Source organism: Colwellia sp. BRX9-1 (assembly GCF_014077195.1).
Lineage (GTDB): Bacteria > Pseudomonadota > Gammaproteobacteria > Enterobacterales > Alteromonadaceae > Colwellia_A.
Map to the genome: position 1 here is coordinate 259,652 of NZ_JACGVM010000001.1, position 22,322 is coordinate 281,973.

Sequence of the window (22,322 nt, forward strand, 5' to 3'; positions counted from 1 at the left end):
TACCCGTTCGACAGCATACTAGTTCAACAAGCATCTTGAAGTAGATCGGGTATAGGTATAATCTGTAATTATTACATTACGATAAGTGACATTCTGCCATATGATTAAATTTCTGCCGCGGTTATTTATAACGAGCGTTATCGCTTTGTTAATTGTCCTTTCTGGGTGTGTAACACAAAATTATGAGAACGACAGTACAATACCTGTAGTAGAAAGTGACTCAAGTAATAATGAAATGGCGATGACTCGAATTTCATTAGGTCTTGGCTATTTAAAGATGGGAAATACTAGCCAAGCGAAGTTAAACTTGGAAAAAGCAAAGCGCTTTTCACCGAACTTATCCCAAGTTTATACGGCGTTTGCTCATTATTATGATGTGGTTGGCGAATCACAGCTTGCTACCAATGCTTATGAACAGGCGTTATCAATCGATGAAAAAAATCCAGATACCTTAAATAATTATGGGGTTTTTCTTTGTCGACATGAAAAGTATGCCGACGCTGAAAAATACACTTTAAAAGCGATAGCAATCCCAACCTACTTAATGGTCTCGCAAAGTTACGAAAACCTGGCGCTTTGTCAACTAAAAGCCGGTGAATTTGTTAAGGCTGAAAAATACTTTACAAAATCTATTCAGCATAGTCCTAATCGTGCATCAGCTTTATTACAAATGGTTCGCTTACAGTACGCTATTGGTGATTATAAATCCGCGCAACGTTATGTGAAACGTTATGAAAAAGCAACTCGTCGCTTTAGTCCTGAAGCACTTTCATTGGCTTATAAGGTTTTTGAAAAGCAGCGCAATTATCGTACAGCTAAAAATTATGCCAGTATGTTGGTAAAAATGTTCCCAACTTCTTACCAAGCTAAGCAATATATTTTAAATGCGCTTGAGCATACTGAAGCGGATGACTTAGCAAAGATTTATCAAGCATCGATATTAACAACTAGTGACGCTTTACCGCCGAAACGTGTCGTTGTTTTATCACCGAACAAGCCCCAAAAAAAACGGCTAAAACAACAGGCTAAAAAAGCAACAGTTGCTAAAAGTACTGACGTAGAGACGATGAGTATCAAGGATACCCAAGAACAGTTAAAGGATAACCTTGAAGCAAAAACACATATTATTGTCAAAGGCGACAGTTTATTTAGCCTCTCAAAAAAATACAATATTCATATGAAGACACTAGAGCGCTGGAATAATATTACTCGTAGCGATATTTTAAAGCTAGGCCAAACGTTCTATGTTTATTTACCAGAGCATACTGATACTATGCCAACCAACAATGCTACTAATAAAGTTGAACAAGAGAAAACCCAATGACCCATGTTGAAACGCCTAATAATATCAAAAAGGCACAAGCTACTGCATCATCAGAACCCTTGCATAACAGTTCCGAAGACGACCTTTCTGACAATAGTAAAATCATTGGGCCGGGACAAATTCTTAGTGATGCTAGAAAAAAAGCAGGCTTAACTCAGCAAGAGGTTGCGAGTAAACTCAATTTTCGTCTTACTTTAGTTAATGAGATAGAAAGTGAGTTGTTTAATAGTAATTTGCCGGAAACTTATAATCGCGGCTATTTACGTAGCTATGCAAAATTAGTTAATGTTTCTCAAGATGATGTATTGGTAAGCTATGAACAATTAAATATAGCTAAAGCTCAAGTTTCTAAACTACAAAGTTTTTCTAAAGGCACGGAAAAGTTAGCAGAAAGTAATCGTATTATGTGGATAAGCTATATCATTTTAGCCATTCTCATTGGTTCTACTATGATGTGGTGGTTGCAAAATAATAAAGAACAAGCTCAAACGCTGGCTGAAGATATTGAGATAAATACTCAAAGTGCTGACGATGTTAACGAAAATAAAACGAGTGATCTTTCGACAGTTAACATTGATAACGTGACTAAAACTATTACTGAGGCACCTTTAGCTACTGCCGTGTTAGAGCCGCAAAGTAGTGATATTGCACCCGCAGCGGTTAATGTAGAAAATAGTCAAGTGAGCGAAGCTGACATCATTGCAGTTGAAAATACCCCAATAGCAGAGGAAGCATTGACTGAAGTGCCTTTAACTGAAGTCATTTTTACTTTTTCTGGTGACTGTTGGGTAAATATTTCAGATTCAACAGGTGAGCGCATTGCTTGGGGTGTGAAAAAATTGGGTTACGTTATGACAATATCTGGGCAAGCACCTTTTGATGTTACCCTAGGAAGACCTGAATTAGTGGCAATAAACTTTGCCGATGAAGTCATTGATATGAGTCAGTTTAACAGTGGTAATATCGCTAAATTTACTTTGCCTGTTACCAATTAGTCATTAGCATTTTGTATAAATAACGTTTGTTGCGCTTAAGTGACAAACCACCAAAGTTGTGAATTATTATGTTTAAAGAATCTCCAATCATCCGCCGTAAATCTCGTCAAATAATGGTGGGTAATGTTCCTGTTGGTGGCGATGCACCGATAACTGTGCAGTCAATGACCAATACGTTGACGACTGATGTGGCAGCAACCGTTGCACAAATTAAAGCATTAGAAGGTGTGGGTGCTGATATTGTTCGGGTGAGCGTACCGACGATGGATGCAGCCGAAGCCTTTCGCGAAATTAAAAAACTAGTGAAAGTTCCACTGGTTGCTGATATCCATTTTGATTATCGAATCGCCTTAAAAGTTGCTGAGTATGGCGCAGATTGTTTACGTATTAATCCTGGTAATATCGGCCGCGAAGACCGAGTGCGTAGTGTTGTTGAATGTGCACGTGACTTAAATATTCCTATTCGTATTGGTGTAAATGGTGGTTCATTAGAAAAGGATATCCAAGAAAAATATACTGAACCAACGCCAGAAGCACTTTTTGAATCGGCAATGCGTCATGTTGATATTCTAGATAGGCTTAATTTCGATCAGTTTAAGGTTAGTGTTAAAGCCTCAGATGTATTTCTTGCGGTCGAATCTTACCGTTTATTAGCAAAACAGATTGATAACCCACTTCACCTTGGTATTACCGAAGCAGGTGGCTTGCGCTCTGGCTCAGTAAAGTCTTCTGTAGGTTTAGGCTTGTTATTAGCTGAAGGAATTGGCGACACGTTACGCATTTCTTTGGCAGCAGATCCCATAGAAGAAATTAAAGTCGGTTTTGATATTTTAAAGTCACTAAAATTACGTAGTCGAGGTATCAATCTTATTGCTTGTCCAAGCTGTTCTCGCCAAGAGTTTGATGTTATCGCCACCGTTAATGCGTTAGAACAACGTATTGAAGATATATTAACGCCAATGGATGTTTCTATTATTGGTTGTATTGTTAATGGTCCGGGTGAAGCGATTATTTCTGATTTGGGCTTAACGGGTAGTAGCCGAAAAAGTGGTTATTATTTAGATGGCATCCGTCAAAAAGACCGTTTTGATAATAATAACTTAGTAGACCAGCTCGAAGAGCGAATTCGTGCTAAAGCGAAGCTTCTTGATGCGGCTTACAAAATAAAATTTAAAGAAATAGAGTAATAAAATAGCTTTAAAAAGAGCGAAACGTTATAGCGGTGACAGTTCAGTTGAAACCTGCATTTTGAGGTATCACAGCTGTACTATTTACGTTTCGTCTCAAACTGCCTATAATGCGCGCTGCACTTAATTTTTCCCGTTTTATATAAATATCTATTTTATACAATAGATGAAAGAGAGCCTTACTTTGAGCAAAACATTACAAGCCGTCAGAGGGATGAACGACTGTTTACCCACTGAAACTCCTATTTGGCAAATGGTTGAATCAGTTTTACGCCGAGTTGCTAGTAGCTATGGTTTTGCTGAAATACGTATGCCGATTGTCGAGTCTACTGGTCTTTTTAAACGATCTATTGGTGAAGTTACTGATATCGTTGAAAAAGAGATGTACACTTTTGATGACCGTAACGGTGATAGCTTAACACTGCGACCAGAAGGTACAGCATCATGTGTGCGTGCAGGCAATCAGCATGGTTTATTATATAACCAAGAACAACGTTTATGGTACATGGGGCCAATGTTTAGGCATGAACGCCCACAAAAAGGTCGTTATCGTCAGTTCCACCAATTCGGCTTAGAAGCCTTTGGAATTGGAACACCTGACATAGACACAGAAATTATTATGCTAACTTCTCGTCTTTGGCGGGAACTTGGCATCAATGAGTTTGTCACACTAGAGCTAAACTCGTTAGGTTCAAATGAAGAGCGTGCAAATTATCGCGATGCTTTAGTTGTTTTCTTAACAGAAAAAGAAGATCAGCTTGATGAAGACTCTAAACGCAGAATGCATACTAATCCATTACGCGTTTTAGACAGTAAAAATAAAGATGTACAAGCCGCTTTAGTGGGCGCACCAAAATTAAGTGATTATTTTGATGATGAATCTAAAGCTCACTTTGCGGGTGTTTGTCAGCGTTTAGATGCTGCGGGTATTAACTATGTGATTAATGACCGCTTAGTTCGCGGTTTAGATTATTACAATCGTACGGTATTTGAATGGGTGACTGACAGCTTAGGCGCACAAGGTACTATTTGTGCGGGTGGTCGTTATGATGGCTTAGTCGAACAACTTGGTGGCAAAGCAACACCAGCATTTGGTTTTGCCTTAGGCATTGAACGCTTGGTACTCATGTTAACGAGCTTAGAAAAAGCTAACAATATTCGTGCACAAGTTGATGTTTATGTTATTGGTTTAGGTGAGGGGGTTGATATTCAAGCAGCGCTACTCAGTGAACAATGGCGTGACCAAGTTAAAGATATTCGCATACAAAACCACTGCGGTGGTGGTAATATGAAAAAACAAATGAAACGGGCAGATAAATCGAGTGCGCAAGTAGCAATTATCATCGGTGAAGATGAACTTGCTGAGCAAAGCGTGACGATAAAGTATTTGCGTGGACAACAAGAACAACAGAAGGTGTCGCTTGAACAAGTGCCAGCTTTATTAAACAGTTTAATTTAAGGTGAAGTAGTGGACGTTTATCAAACAGAAGAACAACAAGTCGAAGCCATCAAAGGTTTTTGGAAAGAAAATGGTACTGCAGTTATTGCCGGTTTAGTTTTAGGTTTTGCTGGTTTTATTGGCTTTAACGTATATAAAGATACCCAACTTGAGAATGAAGTTTTAACGTCTGATGCTTATCAAACAGTGATGGAAAGTGCTGGTGTAGACGGAAAGGCTTTTTCAGCAAGTGCAAGTAAATTTATTGCTGAAAATAAAGACTCTAGCTACGCTTCATTAACGGCGCTTGCGCTAGCAAAAGAAGCGGCTACTCATAAAGATTGGCCACAAGTTGCTATTCACTTGGCAAGTGCTATTGAAAGCTCTACCAATCAAGGTATTAAAGCTATCGCAAGTGTTCGATTAGCGCGTGTGCAAATTCAACTTGAGCAATACACTGAAGCATTGGCAACCCTATCGGTTACACTGCCAGAGTCATTTAAAAGTGCGATTGAAGAAACTAAAGGCGATGCATATTTCAAGCAAGGTAAAGTAGAACTTGCTCGTAATGCTTATCAAGCAGCACTTGACGTTGAAGGTCAAACAAATAATGGTGCCTTACAAATGAAATTAAATGATTTAGCCCAATTATCATCGATTGCTAAATAAAGAGGCTAATCATTCATATGTTAAAAAAATTACGCTTTAATAGAAAGTTATTAGTGATAGCGCTAGTGTCCTTAGGGCTTGTCGCTTGTTCTTCAACTGACGAAGAAGATGAAGCGACTAAAGTTGCTGAATTAACAGAAATCAAACAAGCTTTTGATGCTGATGTGCTCTGGGAAACCAGTGTCGGTAATGGTGTTAGCGATTATTTTTCACGTATTAAACCTAATGTTGCTTACGGCAAACTTTACAGTGCTAGTCGTTACGGTGATGTTGTTGCTTTGGAACTAGAAAATGGTGAAGAAATTTGGTCAACAGATTTAAGTGATGTAAAAGGCGAACGCGGCTTTTTTGAACGTCGACAATCTGCTTTATTAAATGGCGGCCCGATTTTAGGTATTCAAAAAGTCTTTATTGGCAGTGAAAATGGCGAAGTATTCGCATTAGATGCTGATACAGGTAAGCTTGATTGGCAAGGAAAAGTAAAAGGCGAAGTTATTGCAGCTCCTGCCATTGATGCTGGTATTTTAGTTGTCAATACTGCTTCAGGTGTCATCAAGGCTTTTAATGCTTCGAACGGTCAAGATGAATGGCAAATCGAACAAGAAGTACCAGCATTAACGTTACGTGGTGTTAGTTCGCCAGCGATTTCTTCTGGTGGTGTGATGGTTGGTTCAGCTAATGGAACCATGAGCGTCTATATTCTTGAAACTGGTCAACAAGGTTGGACAGTAGAAGTTGGTGAAGCCGGTGGCTCGACACAATTAGAGCGAGTCATAGATGTTGACTCTGCGCCACTTATTTATGGCGATAAAGTTTATAGTATTTCTGTAAAGGGTAATTTGACCGCTATAGATTTACGTACCGGTCGGATGATTTGGGAACGTCAGTATTCGTCATATCATGATATGGCTATTAGTGGTAACAGCCTATTTTTAACTGATATTAAAGGCCATATTTATGCGGTTGACCGTTTAAACGGTTTTGAAAAGTGGAGCCAACTTGCACTGACTAATCGTGGTGTTACCGGTCCTGCTATTATTGGTGATTATATTGTTGTTGGCGACTTTGAAGGCTATCTTCATTTTATCGACCAAACAACAGGTGATATCGTTGGACGTCATGAAGTTGACAGTAGCGGTTTAAATATAGCACCCACGGTACACGAAAATATTATTTACGCACAATCACGTAATGGTGATTTGCAAGCGATAAAAATTCCATAAGTCTTTTTATCAGCTAGAATTAAACGGCTCCATTGCAGAATGCATTGGAGCCGTTGTTTGTTATTAAATAGAGTAAAAGTTTTGCATTTTGCATGACGTTGTTTACTCTACAAATGAATTTATAGAGGTAAACATGCTTCCAGTTGTTGCACTTGTCGGACGTCCTAATGTTGGCAAATCGACGTTATTTAACCGATTAACCCGAAGCCGAGATGCTCTCGTAGCAGATTATCCTGGCTTAACGCGTGACCGTCAATATGGTCAAGCGAAAGTAGAAGATCATCCATTTATTGTTATTGATACCGGCGGTATTAATGGTAATGAACAGGGTATTGACGCATTAATGGCCGAACAGTCATTAATGGCGATAGCAGAAGCCGATGCTGTTTTATTTATGGTTGATGCTCGTGATGGTTTAACATCAGCGGATATCGGTATCGCTGACTACCTTCGTAAACAAAATAAGAAAATATTTTTGGTTGCGAATAAAGTTGATGGTATTGATGCTGATTCTGCCGTTGCTGAATTTTATGAATTATCACTGGGTGATACCGTTCATAAAATTGCCGCCGCGCATGGTCGTGGTGTTACACAATTATTAACACTGGCATTAACACCTCATATAGAAGCACTTGGTGAAGCACGTGAAAATGATGAGTTTGATGGTTCACAAGAATTCTCAGCTAAAACTGATGAAGAAAAAATTGCTGAAGCACCGTTTGAAAATGATAAAATCAAACTTGCTATCATTGGTAAGCCTAATGTGGGTAAGTCAACACTGACTAACCGTATCTTAGGTGAAGACCGCGTTGTTGTTTTTGATGCCCCAGGTACCACTCGCGATAGTGTCTATATCCCGATGGAACATGATGGCCGTGAATATACATTAATTGATACTGCAGGTATTCGTCGTCGTAAAAACGTGACTGATGTTGTAGAAAAGTATTCTGTTATTAAAACACTACGTGCCATAGAAGATGCCAATGTTTGTTTGTTAATTATTGATGCTCGTGAAGGTATTACCGATCAAGATTTAAGTTTACTGGGCTTTATTTTAGAAGCAGGTCGTTCTTTGGTACTTGCGGTTAATAAATGGGATGGTTTAGAAGAGCATGTTAAAGATCGTATTAAAACCGAATTAGATCGTCGTTTAGGTTTTATTGATTTTGCACGTATCCACTTTATCTCTGCTTTACACGGTACCGGTGTTGGCCATTTATATGAGTCAGTTGAAGAAGCTTTCATTTCAGCAACTAAACGTATATCTACCTCAATGGTTACCAAAATATTAGATATGGCCACGTTTGATCATCAACCACCGATGAGTCAAGGACGTCGCATTAAGCTTAAATATGCGCATGCCGGTGGTTATAATCCACCTATCATTGTTATTCATGGTAATTTAGCCAAAAAGCTTCCTGTTTCATATAAACGCTATTTAATGAATTATTACCGTAAATCATTAAAAATAATGGGTACGCCGATTAGAATTGAGTTTAGAGAAACAAGTAACCCGTTTGCTGGCAAGAAAAAGTTAACTTATACCGAGCAAAAGAAAATGGCCAGAGCTACTGAAGGTTATAAGAAAGACTAAAAACTTACGTTTTTTTTGATAATAATTTAACATTACTGAAGCCAATCATTTGATTGGCTTTTTGCTAAGTGCTACATTTAAAATACTTATTCTTAAATGTTAACATTATGGCAGCCACTCCTAAAAAAATTGCATTGGTTAACCGCTTAGACAGAAACCTTGGCTTATTGCAGTCAGGCTCAACGATTACTATCGATATAGCCACACCAGCCGGACAAAAAGCAAAGTTTCGTAGCACCTTCATTGGCTACCTCCCCAAGCATTATGTTTTAGTGCAATTTCCTGATGCAAATAAATTAGGGAATTTTTCCCAATATATTACCCAAGGTGCTGGTATTACGGTGCGAGGTTTAATTGAAGGGCATGAGGGCGCGGTGGTTGCTTTTATCAGTAATGTTAAACAAACCTTACAAATACCTTCGAGATTAATTGTCCTTGATTTTCCACGTTCTGTTAGCTTACAAAGCTTACGTTCAGCGATGCGCATTGATACCGATATTGTTGCTAAGATAAATATTGCTAAAGAATATTGGCAAGCGACCATTATAGATATTTCTGTTAATGGCTGCCAAGTATTGATCACTAACGGCGAGTCGTTAGTGATGGAAAAAAATAAATCTGTCGAATTAATTGTCGAAGACTTTCAAGGATTAGGAAATTTAAAGTTTTCTGCAGAAACCTGTAGCTACAAATCACAAGCTAATGGCCTTTGTATCGGTTTAAAGTTTGAAGAAAAAAGTAAAGCATCAGTGATAAAGTTACTTCAGCATGCCGTTATTGCTGAAAATTAAATCTTATCAATAACTTGGCTTAAAATACGACCATCACTGACTTGAATAGATATTTCATCGCCAATACTCACTTGATCTTTTGTGCGAACAATTTGCTGATGACTATTTCGACTGACACTATAACCACGGGCAATAGTCGCGAGCGGACTGACAATATGGAGCTGCTCAATAATGCTAACAAAGTGCTCAGATTTATTTTTTACGCTAACGTCTAATGCCCGTTGTAATCTGTCATCTAAGTGGCGCAAGGTACTTTGATGTTGAATGATCACTTTTGTTGGATCTACGTGTTGTAAATCGCGTACTAACTTTTCGGGTTTTTGTTTGAAACGTGCCAATTCACGTTTTATTGCTTTATCTAAACGAATATTCAATTCATCTGATTTTTGTTGATGCTGCTGAAGTTTTCTTTCTGGATGAACTTGCGTTAAGCGATGATTAAGGTTTTGTAGGTCTGAGTTTTCTTGTTTTACTTTTTGAGTAAATAACTGCTGAGCCCGCTTTGATAATTCTTGTAAGCGACTTTGTAACTCACTATTGTCTTGTGAAACCAGTTCTGCCGCTGCTGAAGGTGTTGGCGCTCTTAAATCAGCAACGAGATCACTTAATGTTGTGTCTATCTCATGACCGACAGCGCTGATAATTGGAATGCGGCTATGAAAAATAGCATTCACTACGTCTTCTTCATTAAAGCTCCATAAGTCTTCTAGAGAGCCTCCTCCACGACCAACAATTAATACTTGGCATTCTTCACGTTGATTAGCGATATCGATGGCATGAACAATGTCATTCTTAGCATGCTCGCCTTGCACAAGTGCAGGGTATATAACGATAGTAATTGCTGGATTACGTCTTTGCAAAACAGATATAATATCTTTAACTGCAGCACCCGTTGGCGAGGTAACTATGCCAACCGTGTTAATATTTTTAGGAATGGCTTGCTTGAACTGCTGAGCAAACAAACCTTGTGCATTGAGCTTACTTTTTAATTGCTCAAATTGTTGTCGCAATAAACCTTCACCCGCATCCTCCATCATTTCAATAATTAATTGAAAATCACCTCGTGGCTCATACAAAGAAACCTTGGCGCGTACTAACACTTGTTGGCCGTTGCGAGGCGTTGAACCACCCGCTAACCTTACTCGTCGATTGTTGCCCTTAAACATTGCGCAACGCACTTGCGATTTACTGTCTTTGAGTGACAAATACCAATGACCCGAGCTAGCAGCAATGAAATTTGAGATTTCACCACACAACCATACGGTATTAAGTTCACTTTCTAGCATGAACTTAACTTTTCTCGTCAGTTCACTTATCTGTAAAATGTGCTGCGTAGCCATAAAATACTTACTTTATCTAATGTTAAGGCGATTTGAGTCGATATATCTGCTTTGCTTGAATATGAATGTTTCAGCAAACCTAAGCGAATCATAATCTAAGCACATATTTTTGTTAAAGGTTATTCCCTTAAATAAAATGTAACGACGCGTATTACTTATTCCGATTCCCGAAGGGGGCTTATGAACACTTTATTTTACGTTATTGATTTCAATAATAGAATAACTATTATTTTCAATCAATATCTTGCTTAAAGGCGTTTATAATTCCCTTTGGATCTTACCTATTAAAGTGGAACCAGTAAATTATATATTCCTTTAAACTCCTCAGAGATAATTATTTCAGTTTATCGTTAAATTTAAGTTGTTCTTAAACCACAAAACGGTTAAAATTCTGCCGCAATATTCACTCCCTAACCAACCTTTTTAGAGAGATGTTGCGATGCTAAGAATTGCCCAAGAAGCACTAACTTTTGATGATGTATTACTTGTACCTGCTCATTCAGAAGTACTCCCACATACGGCCGATTTAAAAACTAAATTAACCCGTAAAATTAATTTAAATATACCTATGGTATCTGCATCTATGGATACAGTTACTGAAGCACCTTTAGCTATTACACTAGCGCAAGAAGGTGGTTTAGGTTTTATTCATAAAAACATGACCATCGCTGAGCAAGCGGCTAACGTATTAAAAGTTAAAAAATACGAAAGTGGTATTGTTTCCGATCCCGTGACCGTCAATGCTAACTTTACTATTGAAGAAGTCATGCATAAAGCTGATGATCTTGGCTTTTCAGGTTTCCCTGTTGTTGATGAGGATGGCAATCTTACCGGTATAATTACTGGCCGTGATTTACGCTTTGAAACAGACCTAACTAAGCCTGTCTCAGCGTTAATGACGACTAAAGAAAAATTAGTCACGGTTAAAGAAGGTGCCGCGCGTGAAGAAATACTTGGCTTAATGCACAGTAACCGTATTGAGAAAATTTTAGTGGTTGATGATGCCTTTAAATTAGTGGGTTTGATCACCGCTAAAGATTATCAAAAAGCTGAAAGTAAACCTAATGCTTGTAAAGATAAATTAGGTCGTTTACGAGTGGGCGCCGCTGTCGGTGTTGGCGCGGGTACTGATGAACGTATTGACGCGTTAGTTGCCGCAGGTGTTGACGTCTTATTAATTGATACTTCACATGGTCATTCCCAAGGTGTTCTTGATCGAGTAAAAGAAACCCGTCAAAAATATCCTGACTTACAAATTGTTGCTGGCAATGTGGCAACAGGGGCTGGTGCAAAAGCATTAGCCGATGTTGGCGTAGATGCGGTTAAAGTTGGTATAGGCCCAGGTTCAATATGTACTACGCGTATTGTAACTGGCGTTGGAGTACCACAATTAACGGCTATCTCAAATGCAGTAGAAGCGCTTAAAGGTACTGGCATTCCTGTTATTGCCGATGGTGGTATTCGATTCTCTGGTGATATTGCTAAAGCACTGGTTGCTGGCGCGCATTGTGTGATGGTTGGTAGTATGTTTGCTGGAACCGAAGAAGCACCTGGCGAAGTAGAACTTTATCAAGGTCGCTATTACAAATCATATCGCGGTATGGGCTCTTTAGGCGCAATGAGCCAGAAAGAAGGTTCAAGTGATCGTTATTTCCAAAAATCTGATGGCGAAGCTGACAAGTTGGTACCGGAAGGTATTGAAGGTCGTGTCGCTTATAAAGGACCTGTTTCTGCAATTATCCACCAGCAGATGGGCGGATTACGCTCATCAATGGGTTTAACCGGCAGTAAAGATATTGAGACCATGCGAACTAAACCCGAGTTTATGAAAATTACCTCGGCAGGTATGGGTGAGTCGCATGTCCATGACGTAACCATCACCAAAGAAGCACCAAACTATCGTATGGGGTAGTAATATCGGTTGAGTTATTTAACTCTATTTCTGCGTTGCAAGTGCTCATTGACTATCGTCAACTCCGCGCTATCGCCTTGAACTAGAGCTAAAATACTCTCAACTTGATGCACTGAAAATATTCTTAGTTACTTTTAGGTAACTGGAAAACAAAAGATTCTACAGGCTGAGTTATCAATAAATAACTCAGCCTGTTCATTTTATAAATCCGCTCTAAATGAATGAGCTTTAGGCAAGGCTGTTGAGTAATTAAACAAATGACTTATCTTATTATAAATAAGGTTTTATAAATTATTTTGTTTCATTACGAATACAACGCAGTATAAAGTTTAGACATAACGAGCGTTAAAGTAGGAAAACAACATGAGTAAAGACATTCATGATCACCGAATACTAATTTTAGATTTTGGTTCACAATATACTCAGCTAATTGCTCGTCGCGTACGTGAAATAGGTGTTTATTGTGAACTTTGGTCTTGGGATGTAACCGAAGAGCAAATTAAAGGTTTTAACCCAACAGGTATCATTCTAGCTGGCGGCCCTGAGTCGGTCACTGCAGAAAATTCACCTCGTGCACCTGAATATGTTTATAACGCTGGCGTTCCTGTTCTAGGTATTTGCTATGGCATGCAAACAATGGCTGAACAACTTGGTGGTGGTGTTGAAAGTTCAACGCACAAAGAGTTTGGTTATGCCGCGGTTGAACTTATTGCTAAATCTGCGTTATTCAACAATGTTGAAGACAGTATTGGTACTAACGGTAATGCTTTACTAGATGTCTGGATGAGCCACGGCGATAAAGTGTCAGCTATACCAACAGGCTTTGTTACGGTTGCACAAACAGCAAGTTGTGCTTATGCAGCAATGGCAAACGAAGAAAAGCAATTCTATGGTGTGCAGTTTCACCCTGAAGTGACCCACACTAAACAAGGTTTACGCATTTTAGAAAACTTTGTTGTTGAAATTTGCCAGTGTGAAAAATTATGGACTTCATCATCAATCATTGATGATGCTATTGCAAAAATGAAAGCTCAAGTCGGCGACGACGAAGTTATCTTAGGTCTTTCAGGCGGTGTTGATTCATCAGTAGTTGCTATGTTATTACATCGAGCGATTGGCGATAAATTGACCTGTGTATTTGTTGATAATGGTTTACTTCGTTTAGATGAAGGCCAGCAAGTCATGGATATGTTTGGTGATCACTTTGGTTTAAATATTATAAAAATTGAAGCTGAAGATAGATTTTTAGACCGCTTAGCGGGTGAAAGTGAGCCAGAAGCAAAACGTAAAATTATTGGTAATGTTTTTATTGATGTTTTCGAAGAAGAGTCGAATAAGTTAGATAATGCCAAATGGTTAGCACAGGGCACTATTTATCCTGACGTCATTGAATCGGCGGCCTCAGCGACCGGTAAAGCGCATGTTATTAAATCACATCATAATGTTGGCGGCTTACCTGATTACATGAAACTAGGCTTAGTTGAACCATTACGTGAGTTATTTAAAGATGAAGTACGTAAAATAGGTTTAGAGCTTGGCTTACCGTACGATATGCTTTACCGTCATCCGTTTCCTGGCCCTGGGTTGGGTGTACGTATTTTAGGTGAAGTTAAAAAGGAATATGCTGATTTATTACGTCGTGCCGATGCTATTTTCATTGAAGAATTACACAAGCATGATTTATACACCAAAGTAAGCCAAGCGTTTACCGTATTTTTACCGGTAAAATCAGTAGGAGTTATGGGCGATGCCCGTAAATATGATTGGGTTGTATCATTACGTTGTGTTGAAACCATCGACTTTATGACAGCACGTTGGTCACATTTGCCTTATGATTTCTTAGGTTTAGTGTCTAATCGGATCATTAACGAAATTGATGGTATTTCACGTGTCGTTTATGATATTTCAGGTAAACCACCCGCGACGATTGAGTGGGAATAAACAGCACTTTTATTACTTATAAATAATAATAGCCTTAGCATTTAAATGTTAGGGCTTTTTTTTTACTTATTGTTTTAGCGTGTAAAAATAAAGTAGGTGATGATGAGAGATGTTAGTGATGAAAAGGAAATATATTTAGCCTTCAAAAGAGTTGAAGGCTAAATAAAGCATCTTAGTTTAGGTCAACTAGAAGCTATAAACGAGCGTTAACGCCGTTTGAGTATTGGTGTTTTCTTTGCCTTCTTCAACATCAGTATTATAATCAATCTTAAAACTAACTTTTAATTGTAACGTTGAAATAAGCTTAGTCGTTATTGAGCTTTCTGCTTGATAATTACTGTTTTCACCACTTTTAGTCGCATACTTAGCAACAAATCGCTGCTTAAATTTAACATGTTCGTTTAAATTACGCGTATACAAAGCTTGTGCTTGTATAATGAAAGCAGACTTGTTTTCAGTATACTCATTACCATTTTCATCTTCTAAACGTACAACGTCTTTTTTATAACCGGGTCCGATATCAGCATCAAATGTGCCTGTTTTACTTTCAAACCAACGACGACCCCAACCAGCAGATATAGAGCTTTGAGTCTCAAATCCGCCAAAACGATTATCGTCGTGAGATACATTAGCGTAGACGTAGTTAGTTTTTTTAGCGCCAATGGTATAGTTAGTTTGACCGACTATTTTCCATTGCTGATCTGTTGTTTGAGATTGTTGAACACCATCTTCATCTTCAATCTCTGCTTTACTTGCAAGCAAGTCAAAGCGAACAGTACTTCGCCATAAACCTAATTCATGATCTAAATCGAAGCCAGCTTTTATATCTGTGCTTTTATTGTCACCCGTTTTAAATAGTGCGCCTAATTCAGCAGACATACTTAATGGATCTTTTGGAGCGACTGCTTCTTCGGCAAAAGCATTAAGTGATAAGCTGCTACATAAAGCAACCATTGCTAATTTATTGTTCATTTTTGGTCTCTTGATTAACATGTACAGAAAGTTGTGGAAAAGGTATTTCGATACCAGCTTTGTCTAATTCTATTTTAATCGCTTCTAGCAAATCAAAATGCACAGGCCAATAGTCTGCTGTTTTTACCCATGGACGAACGACAAAATTCACTGAACTATCAGCTAAGGCACTAACACCAACAGTAATAGCTTGGTCTTTTAATACTAAATCATGATTACTCACAACATCTTTTAGTATTTGCTTTGTTTGTTTTAAATCTGCGCTATAACCAACACCAATGACTAAATCTATTCTTCTGGTTGCTTTAGCTGAATAATTTGTAATGGTGCCACTTGTAATGCCACCATTAGGAATAATAACTGTTTTGTTATCACCTGTTCTTAACTGTGTTGAAAATACATGAACCTCTTCAACAATACCTGCGGTACCTGAAATCTCAACAAAATCACCGGCTTTAAAAGGCTTTAATGAAATTAACAAAATACCTGAGGCAAAGTTTGATAATGAACCCTGTAATGCTAAGCCTATTGCAAGACCTGCAGCACCAACAATGGCCACTAATGAGGTGGTATTAAAACCTAAGTGAGAAATCGCAGCAATAAAGGCAACCATCACAACTAAGCCATAAATTAAGCTAGCGATAAAAGAAGTTACGGTATTATCGAATTTTTTGTGGGTAAGGATTTTTTTTGTTGCAGAACTGATCAGTTTTGCGACAAATTTACCAATCACAAAGATAGCAATCGCGATGATAAATTTTATTAGATTTTCTTGTAACATAGCCTGGTTTTCAACTAACCAATTAGTAACGTTGTCCATTTTTTGTACTCCGTTTAAAAATAGTCGAGTATTATAGTGAATTTGATAACATATTTCTAATATTATTACGAACTTCTAATAATATTACGAAAAATGTTACAAAAAAAGGAGCCGAAGCTCCTTAATGTTAATGGCTAGCTGATGTTATTTTATAATAGCGTTCAGTTTGCCAGCATCATATAAATCAAACATAGTATCTAATGAAATGGGTTTGATTTTATCTGCATTACCCGATGCGCCAAATGAATCATAGCGAGCTATACAAATTTCAGTCATGGCTTTAGTGGTTTCAGCTAAAAATTTACGTGGATCAAATTCGCTTGGGTTGTGTGCTAAGAAGCGACGAGTTGCCCCCGTTGATGCTAAACGTAAATCAGTATCAATATTAATTTTACGAACACCATTTTTAATGCCTTCTTGAATTTGCTCTACTGGCACGCCGTAAGTTTCAGGAATATTACCACCATATTCATTGATGATAGCAAGCCACTCTTGTGGCACTGATGATGAACCGTGCATAACTAAATGGGTATTTGGGATACGGTTATGTATCGCTTTAATACGGTCAATCGCTAAGATGTCACCTGTTGGTGGACGCGTAAATTTGTAAGCGCCATGAGAAGTTCCACAAGCAATCGCTAAAGCATCAACTTGAGTTTTCTTAACAAAGTCAGCGGCTTCTTCTGGATCAGTTAACATTTGTTCTTTTGTTAATATCCCTACTGCACCAATACCGTCTTCTTCACCCGCTTCACCTGTCTCTAATGAACCAAGACAACCTAATTCACCTTCAACAGAAACACCACAAGCATGTGCCATTTCAACGGTTCTGCGTGTTACATCAACGTTGTATTCATAGCTTGAAGGCGTTTTACCATCAGACATTAAAGAACCATCCATCATAACTGATGAAAACCCCATTTGAATTGAACGCTGACAAACACTCGGCGAAGTGCCGTGATCTTGATGCATTACCACGGGAATATGAGGGAATTCTTCAATTGCTGCAAGAATTAAATGACGAAGAAAAGGAGCGCCAGCATACTTACGAGCACCTGCAGAGCCTTGTAAAATAACCGGGCTATTGGTTTTGTCTGCAGCGATCATTATTGCTCTAACTTGCTCTAAGTTGTTAACGTTAAAAGCGGGAATACCGTATCCGTATTCTGCAGCGTGATCTAACATTTGGCGCATAGAAATTAAAGCCATTGAATTACTCCTAAGTGTTTAAGATGTCATATATTATTTGCCCAATCTCAAAAAAAACAAGTTTCATTGTGAAATTTAAGCTTTCGTAACGTAAGTATATCAGATAAGAAATTGACATGGCAAAAGAAAAAATAATGCCATTAATGGTTTTTATCTGTTTATTTATAACGGTTTTAAATAATGTTCTATAATTACTATCAAGAAGGTCGATAAACTCGATTTATAGCGAATATTTGTGCTTTTGTTTTGTAAGTTTACAACGAAAGAGTGAAATGTAATGAAAGCACCGTTGACGGTTTTTATGAAGTTTTTTAGAAATAATAAAGAAAGCTAAAAAAAACCGCCTTTTATAAAATAAAGAGCGGTTTGACGTTGATGATTTAATTAACGTGTTTTACGTTTTAGCGCGTTCTTCTAAGATAGCGACAGCGGGTAACACTTTCCCTTCTAAAAACTCTAAGAAAGCACCACCACCGGTTGAAATATAGGAGATTTTATCGGCTATATCATATTTATCAACAGCAGCTAAGGTATCGCCACCACCAGCAATTGAAAAGGCTGAGCTTTCGGCAATTGCTTTTGCAATAGTTTCTGTACCACTACCGAATTGATCAAATTCAAAAACGCCAACAGGTCCATTCCAAACAATAGTGCCAGCATTTTTAATGATTTCTACGAGTGCCTGCGCTGAATCTGGTCCGATATCAAAAATCATATCTTCATCGCTAACATCGTTAACTGACTTTAACGTTGCGACAGCCGTTTCTGAAAACTCTGTACCAGTAATAACATCTGTTGGCACTGGAATATCGCCATCATTTGCTCTTGCCTGCTGCGTTAAACGGTTAGCTTCATCAAGTAAATCGGCTTCGTATAATGATTGACCCACATTATGTCCGCTTGCTGCTATAAAAGTATTTGCAATGCCGCCGCCAACCACTAATTGGTCAACAATTTTCGCTAATGACTCTAACACGGTTAATTTTGTAGAAACTTTAGAACCACCAACGATCGCCACTAATGGGCGTGCAGGATTGTCTAGTGCTTTACCAAGTGCTGCTAATTCACCGGACAATAGTGGACCCGCACAAGCAATAGGTGCAAACTTTGCTACGCCGTGTGTACTAGATTGCGCGCGGTGCGCAGTACCAAAGGCATCCATGACAAATACATCACATAATGCAGCTAATTTTTTTGATAAAATATCATCATTATTTTTTTCGCCGACATTAAAGCGAATGTTTTCAAAAACAACTAATTCACCTACTTTTGCATCAACACCATCTAAGTAATCTTTTGCTAGATGCACGGGGACATTTAATGCGGCAGCTAAATAGTCAACGACAGGTTTTAATGAAAATTCTTCGTTGTACTCACCTTCAGTTGGACGACCAAGGTGAGACATTATCATCACTTTTGCGCCCGCTTCTAAAGCAAGTTTAAGGGTAGGTAAAGCCGCTCTTAATCGAGCATCAGAGGTTATTTTTCCGTCTTTAAGAGGTACATTGAGATCTTCTCGGATCAAAACTCTTTGATTGGCTAGCGCCAAGTCGGTCATTTTAATTACTGACATTTGCTGTTTCCTATTCGATAAATTTTAAAGTTATGGGTGTTTTTTACTGTTATTATTTTTTAAGCTGAATATCTTTTGCCATGGTTTTTGCCGTATCTATCATACGATTTGCAAAGCCCCACTCGTTATCGCACCAGACTAGCATTTTCACTAAACGCTTGTGGCTAACACGCGTTTGGTTGCCGTCAACAATACAAGAATGTGGGTCATGATTAAAATCTACAGAAACCAGTGGTTCTTCTGTGTAGCCTAAAATTCCTTGTAGTCCATTATTTTGTGCACGAATAATGGCTTGGTTAATCGCGTTAATATCAACATCTGTCGACAAGGTTAGGCTTAAATCCATCGCGGTAACATTAATCGTTGGTACTCGCACGGCAATCGCTTCGAAGCGTCCAGCAAATTTAGGCAGTATTCTTTCAATACCTGCTGCTAATTTGGTGTCAACCGGGATGATAGATTGGCTTGCTGCTCTACTAAGACGAAGATCTGGATGGTAAGCGTCGATAACTTGTTGATCATGCATAGAGGAATGAATAGTGGTAATACTGCCACTTTCAACGCCAAAAGCTTCATCAATGACTTTTATGACAGGCACAACGCAATTCGTGGTGCATGAGCCGTTCGAGACTATTTTATCTTTTTCACTGAGTTGTTGATGATTAATACCATAAATAATGGTGGCATCAACGTCTTGTTCACCAGGATAAGAGTAAAGTACTTTACTGGCTCCTTGGCTCAAGTGAATATTTCCATCGTGTTGATTGGCAAATTTACCGGTGCAATCAAGAACGATATCTATGTTATGTTTTTTCCATGGCATGTCTTCGAGGGACTTTTCATGGCTAAGTTGTATGACATCGCCAGCGATAACTAATTGATTGTCAGCTAACTCAACTGAAAAAGGGAAACGACCATGGGTGGTGTCATATTTTAATAAATGCGCAATACCTTTAGGCTCGGCAAGCTCATTAATTGCGACAAGCTTTAAATATTGGTTATCAGCATTCTCATAGAGGGCACGAGCAACACTTCGACCAATTCGGCCAAAGCCATTAATAGCAATGTTTACAGACATAAGTTTATCGGCATAGGTTGATGGTATTAATTTAGGGTGTTGATAAAAGTCAAAGTCCTTCAAACGAGTATACATTTCGCTTGAAGGCTTTAACTTATAGGCTTTAGTTAATGACTAAAGCTGGTTTACAGTCTTAACAACATTTGCCACGGTGAAACCAAAATGTTCAAGTAACACGTTACCTGGTGCAGATTCACCAAAAGTTGTCATACCGACAACAGCGCCAGAAAAACCAACATACTTGTACCAAAAATCAGTGTGAGCAGCTTCGATAGCGACACGTTTTATCACAGATGAAGGTAAAACTGATTCTTTGTATTCGCTTGATTGTACATCAAAAGTATTGGTTGACGGCATAGAAACTACGCGTACTTTTTTACCATCAGCGGTTAATTGTTTTGCAGAATCAAGGGCTAATGATACTTCAGAACCCGTTGCAATGAGTATAACGTCAGCAGTACCCTCACAGTCTTGCAATACATAAGCGCCTTTGGCGATGTTTGTTACTTGTGAACTGTTACGCGCTACTGCCGGTAAACCTTGGCGAGAAAATATTAATGACGTAGGGCCATTTTTACGTTCAATCGCTGATTTCCAAGCAACAACAGATTCTGTTGCATCACATGGGCGCCAAGTATCCATATTCGGGGTAGTACGTAAATTCGTTAACTGTTCGATTGGCTGATGTGTTGGACCATCTTCACCTTGACCAATAGAATCGTGAGTGTAAACAAATATATTTTGAATACCCATTAAAGCCGACATACGAACTGCGTTACGCGCATACTCCATAAACATCATGAACGTTGCACCGTAATTAATGAAACCACCGTGCAATGAAACGCCATTCATAATGCCGCTCATACCAAATTCACGTACGCCGTAATAAATGTAGTTACCGGCAGCATCTTTTTCAATACCTTTAGAGCCTGACCATAACGTTAAGTTAGAACCCGCTAAATCAGCAGAACCACCCAATAACTCAGGTAATATAGCGCCAAAAGCTTCAATAGTATTTTGTGAGGCTTTACGCGAAGCAATATTTTCGCCTTTATCTTGGCAAGCTTGCACTAAGGCATTGGCTTTTTCTTCGAAATCGCTCGGTAAATCACCTTTAATAACTCGACGCTCGTATTCGGCAGCAAGTGCTGGGTGAGCTTGTTGGTATGCTGAAAATTGGTCATTCCAAGAAACTTGGCTCGATTGGCCTTTTTCTTTTTGATCCCATTCAGCATAAACATCGCTTGGAATTTCAAAAGGGGCATGTGGCCAGTTTAACGCTTTACGTGTCGCTGCAATCTCATCATCACCTAATGGTGCGCCATGACAATCATGTGTGCCTTCTTTATTCGGTGAACCAAAACCAATAATTGTTTTACAACAAATCATTGATGGTTTATCCGTTACTGCTTTAGCTGCAGTAATTGCCGCCGCTATAGCTGCTGAGTCGTGACCGTCAACGCTTATTACGTGCCAGCCATAAGCTTCAAAACGAGCAGGTGTGTCATCTGTAAACCAACCTTCAACTTTACCATCAATTGAAATACCGTTGTCATCCCAAAAAGCGACTAATTTACCTAATCCTAAAGTGCCGGCTAATGAACATACTTCGTGAGAAATACCTTCCATCAAACAACCATCACCTAAGAAACAATAAGTAAAGTGATCAACGATGTCGTGACCTGGACGGTTAAATTGTGCAGCAAGTGTTCTTTCAGCAATGGCCATACCAACTGCATTAGAAATACCAGCACCTAATGGTCCTGTCGTTGTTTCTACACCTGGGGTGTAACCGTATTCTGGGTGGCCTGGTGTTTTAGAATGTAATTGACGGAAATTCTTTAATTCTTCAATCGGTAATTCATAACCGGTTAAATGTAATAAAGAATATATAAGCATTGAGCCATGACCGTTCGACAAAACAAAACGATCGCGGTCGGTCCAATTTGGATCTGTTGGATTATGTTTTAGAAAATCGCGCCATAGTACTTCGGCAATATCTGCCATGCCCATTGGGGCTCCAGGGTGTCCGGATTTCGCTTTCTGTACGGCATCCATACTTAAAGCTCTAATTGCATTGGCCAGTTCTTGACGAGACGGCATATTGACTCCAAATCTTTATTATATTTATACTTAAAATGAACTAAGTATATGAGGGGTGAAAGTGCCACCATTTTCACCTAGACCACCACTAAACTGCAAACGATATTATGCAAATAAGTGTTTTTTTTGGTATTACTTAGACCAAATGGCTAA

17 protein-coding genes are annotated in these 22,322 nt (G+C 38.7%); 10 read left to right on the forward strand and 7 right to left on the reverse strand.

Translation table 11 applies throughout. The features are described 5' to 3' along the window. The first annotated feature begins 100 nt into the window (after positions 1 to 100). The 8 genes from pilW to H4J76_RS01330 all read left to right on the forward strand — a co-directional run bounded on the left by pilW (position 101) and on the right by H4J76_RS01330 (position 9,221). Positions 101 to 1,324, forward strand: a complete 1,224-nt coding sequence (gene pilW / locus H4J76_RS01295) for a type IV pilus biogenesis/stability protein PilW (protein ID WP_182229950.1) — start codon at positions 101 to 103, stop codon at positions 1,322 to 1,324. Next, positions 1,321 to 2,319, forward strand: a complete 999-nt coding sequence (locus H4J76_RS01300; RefSeq protein ID WP_182229951.1) for a RodZ domain-containing protein — start codon at positions 1,321 to 1,323, stop codon at positions 2,317 to 2,319. The genes pilW and H4J76_RS01300 overlap by 4 nt, the downstream gene beginning before the upstream one ends. Before the next feature lie 68 nt (positions 2,320 to 2,387). Further along, the gene (gene ispG / locus H4J76_RS01305; RefSeq protein WP_070374804.1) at positions 2,388 to 3,506 is read left to right on the forward strand and encodes a flavodoxin-dependent (E)-4-hydroxy-3-methylbut-2-enyl-diphosphate synthase; all 1,119 of its coding nucleotides are present in this window, start codon (positions 2,388 to 2,390) and stop codon (positions 3,504 to 3,506) included. Between the two features lie 184 nt (positions 3,507 to 3,690). Further along, a complete protein-coding gene (hisS, locus tag H4J76_RS01310) occupies positions 3,691 to 4,965 on the forward strand; it encodes a histidine--tRNA ligase (RefSeq protein WP_182229952.1) in 1,275 nt (424 codons plus the stop codon). A gap of 9 nt (positions 4,966 to 4,974) precedes the next feature. Further along, positions 4,975 to 5,613, forward strand: a complete 639-nt coding sequence (locus H4J76_RS01315) for a tetratricopeptide repeat protein (RefSeq protein ID WP_182221153.1) — start codon at positions 4,975 to 4,977, stop codon at positions 5,611 to 5,613. 17 nt (positions 5,614 to 5,630) lie between these two features. Then, complete coding sequence (bamB, locus tag H4J76_RS01320; RefSeq protein ID WP_182229953.1) at positions 5,631 to 6,836, forward strand: outer membrane protein assembly factor BamB; 1,206 nt, start codon at positions 5,631 to 5,633, stop codon at positions 6,834 to 6,836. 133 nt (positions 6,837 to 6,969) lie between these two features. Continuing rightward, the gene (gene der / locus H4J76_RS01325; RefSeq protein WP_182213273.1) at positions 6,970 to 8,430 is read left to right on the forward strand and encodes a ribosome biogenesis GTPase Der; all 1,461 of its coding nucleotides are present in this window, start codon (positions 6,970 to 6,972) and stop codon (positions 8,428 to 8,430) included. A 107-nt stretch (positions 8,431 to 8,537) separates the two neighbouring features. Beyond that, on the forward strand, positions 8,538 to 9,221 hold the full coding sequence (locus H4J76_RS01330) for a PilZ domain-containing protein (protein ID WP_182213275.1): 684 nt from the start codon (positions 8,538 to 8,540) through the stop codon (positions 9,219 to 9,221). Here the strand turns inward: H4J76_RS01330 and xseA are convergent. Beyond that, on the reverse strand, positions 9,218 to 10,561 hold the full coding sequence (gene xseA, locus H4J76_RS01335) for an exodeoxyribonuclease VII large subunit (RefSeq protein ID WP_182229954.1): 1,344 nt from the start codon (positions 10,559 to 10,561) through the stop codon (positions 9,218 to 9,220). The two genes, H4J76_RS01330 and xseA, sit on opposite strands and share 4 nt — an antisense overlap. A 439-nt stretch (positions 10,562 to 11,000) precedes the next feature. On the opposite strand from xseA, the gene guaB reads away from it, so the two are divergent. Both guaB and guaA read left to right on the forward strand, forming a co-directional pair. Next, entirely contained in the window at positions 11,001 to 12,473 is a 1,473-nt protein-coding gene (guaB, locus tag H4J76_RS01340; RefSeq protein ID WP_182229955.1) for an IMP dehydrogenase, read from the forward strand. Between the two features lie 363 nt (positions 12,474 to 12,836). Next, positions 12,837 to 14,414 carry a glutamine-hydrolyzing GMP synthase gene (gene guaA, locus H4J76_RS01345; protein WP_182221150.1) on the forward strand — a complete coding sequence of 526 codons (1,578 nt, stop codon included), beginning with the start codon at positions 12,837 to 12,839 and terminating at the stop codon, positions 14,412 to 14,414. A gap of 186 nt (positions 14,415 to 14,600) precedes the next feature. On the opposite strand, the gene H4J76_RS01350 is transcribed toward guaA, so the two are convergent. From H4J76_RS01350 to tkt, 6 genes are all read right to left on the reverse strand, one after another. Continuing rightward, positions 14,601 to 15,386 carry a YdiY family protein gene (locus tag H4J76_RS01350; protein ID WP_182213281.1) on the reverse strand — a complete coding sequence of 262 codons (786 nt, stop codon included), beginning with the start codon at positions 15,384 to 15,386 and terminating at the stop codon, positions 14,601 to 14,603. Beyond that, positions 15,376 to 16,206: a mechanosensitive ion channel family protein gene (locus H4J76_RS01355; protein ID WP_182213283.1), complete on the reverse strand. Its 831-nt coding sequence runs from the start codon at positions 16,204 to 16,206 to the stop codon at positions 15,376 to 15,378. Before H4J76_RS01355 ends, H4J76_RS01350 begins: the two co-directional genes overlap by 11 nt. Positions 16,207 to 16,350: 144 nt before the next feature. Continuing rightward, positions 16,351 to 17,415, reverse strand: a complete 1,065-nt coding sequence (fba, locus tag H4J76_RS01360; RefSeq protein ID WP_070374794.1) for a class II fructose-bisphosphate aldolase — start codon at positions 17,413 to 17,415, stop codon at positions 16,351 to 16,353. Between the two features lie 394 nt (positions 17,416 to 17,809). After that, positions 17,810 to 18,988 (reverse strand): phosphoglycerate kinase, encoded by a 1,179-nt coding sequence (locus tag H4J76_RS01365; protein WP_182229956.1) that lies wholly within the window; start codon positions 18,986 to 18,988, stop codon positions 17,810 to 17,812. Positions 18,989 to 19,040: 52 nt separating this feature from the next. Further along, positions 19,041 to 20,066: an erythrose-4-phosphate dehydrogenase gene (epd, locus tag H4J76_RS01370; RefSeq protein WP_182213568.1), complete on the reverse strand. Its 1,026-nt coding sequence runs from the start codon at positions 20,064 to 20,066 to the stop codon at positions 19,041 to 19,043. A 114-nt stretch (positions 20,067 to 20,180) separates the two neighbouring features. Continuing rightward, on the reverse strand, positions 20,181 to 22,169 hold the full coding sequence (gene tkt, locus H4J76_RS01375) for a transketolase (protein WP_182221148.1): 1,989 nt from the start codon (positions 22,167 to 22,169) through the stop codon (positions 20,181 to 20,183). Positions 22,170 to 22,322 lie beyond the last annotated feature (153 nt).

Bases quoted from the DNA above. Each gene is read 5' to 3' on its own strand.
- pilW (WP_182229950.1), top strand. From the start codon at position 101: ATGATTAAATTTCTGCCGCGGTTATTTATAACGAGCGTTATCGCTTTG.
- H4J76_RS01300 (WP_182229951.1), top strand. From the start codon at position 1,321: ATGACCCATGTTGAAACGCCTAATAATATCAAAAAGGCACAAGCTACT.
- ispG (WP_070374804.1), top strand. From the start codon at position 2,388: ATGTTTAAAGAATCTCCAATCATCCGCCGTAAATCTCGTCAAATAATG.
- bamB (WP_182229953.1), top strand. From the start codon at position 5,631: ATGTTAAAAAAATTACGCTTTAATAGAAAGTTATTAGTGATAGCGCTA.
- der (WP_182213273.1), top strand. From the start codon at position 6,970: ATGCTTCCAGTTGTTGCACTTGTCGGACGTCCTAATGTTGGCAAATCG.
- H4J76_RS01330 (WP_182213275.1), top strand. From the start codon at position 8,538: ATGGCAGCCACTCCTAAAAAAATTGCATTGGTTAACCGCTTAGACAGA.
- xseA (WP_182229954.1), bottom strand. From the start codon at position 10,561: ATGGCTACGCAGCACATTTTACAGATAAGTGAACTGACGAGAAAAGTT.
- guaB (WP_182229955.1), top strand. From the start codon at position 11,001: ATGCTAAGAATTGCCCAAGAAGCACTAACTTTTGATGATGTATTACTT.
- guaA (WP_182221150.1), top strand. From the start codon at position 12,837: ATGAGTAAAGACATTCATGATCACCGAATACTAATTTTAGATTTTGGT.
- H4J76_RS01350 (WP_182213281.1), bottom strand. From the start codon at position 15,386: ATGAACAATAAATTAGCAATGGTTGCTTTATGTAGCAGCTTATCACTT.
- H4J76_RS01355 (WP_182213283.1), bottom strand. From the start codon at position 16,206: ATGGACAACGTTACTAATTGGTTAGTTGAAAACCAGGCTATGTTACAA.
- fba (WP_070374794.1), bottom strand. From the start codon at position 17,415: ATGGCTTTAATTTCTATGCGCCAAATGTTAGATCACGCTGCAGAATAC.
- H4J76_RS01365 (WP_182229956.1), bottom strand. From the start codon at position 18,988: ATGTCAGTAATTAAAATGACCGACTTGGCGCTAGCCAATCAAAGAGTT.
- epd (WP_182213568.1), bottom strand. From the start codon at position 20,066: ATGTCTGTAAACATTGCTATTAATGGCTTTGGCCGAATTGGTCGAAGT.
- tkt (WP_182221148.1), bottom strand. From the start codon at position 22,169: ATGCCGTCTCGTCAAGAACTGGCCAATGCAATTAGAGCTTTAAGTATG.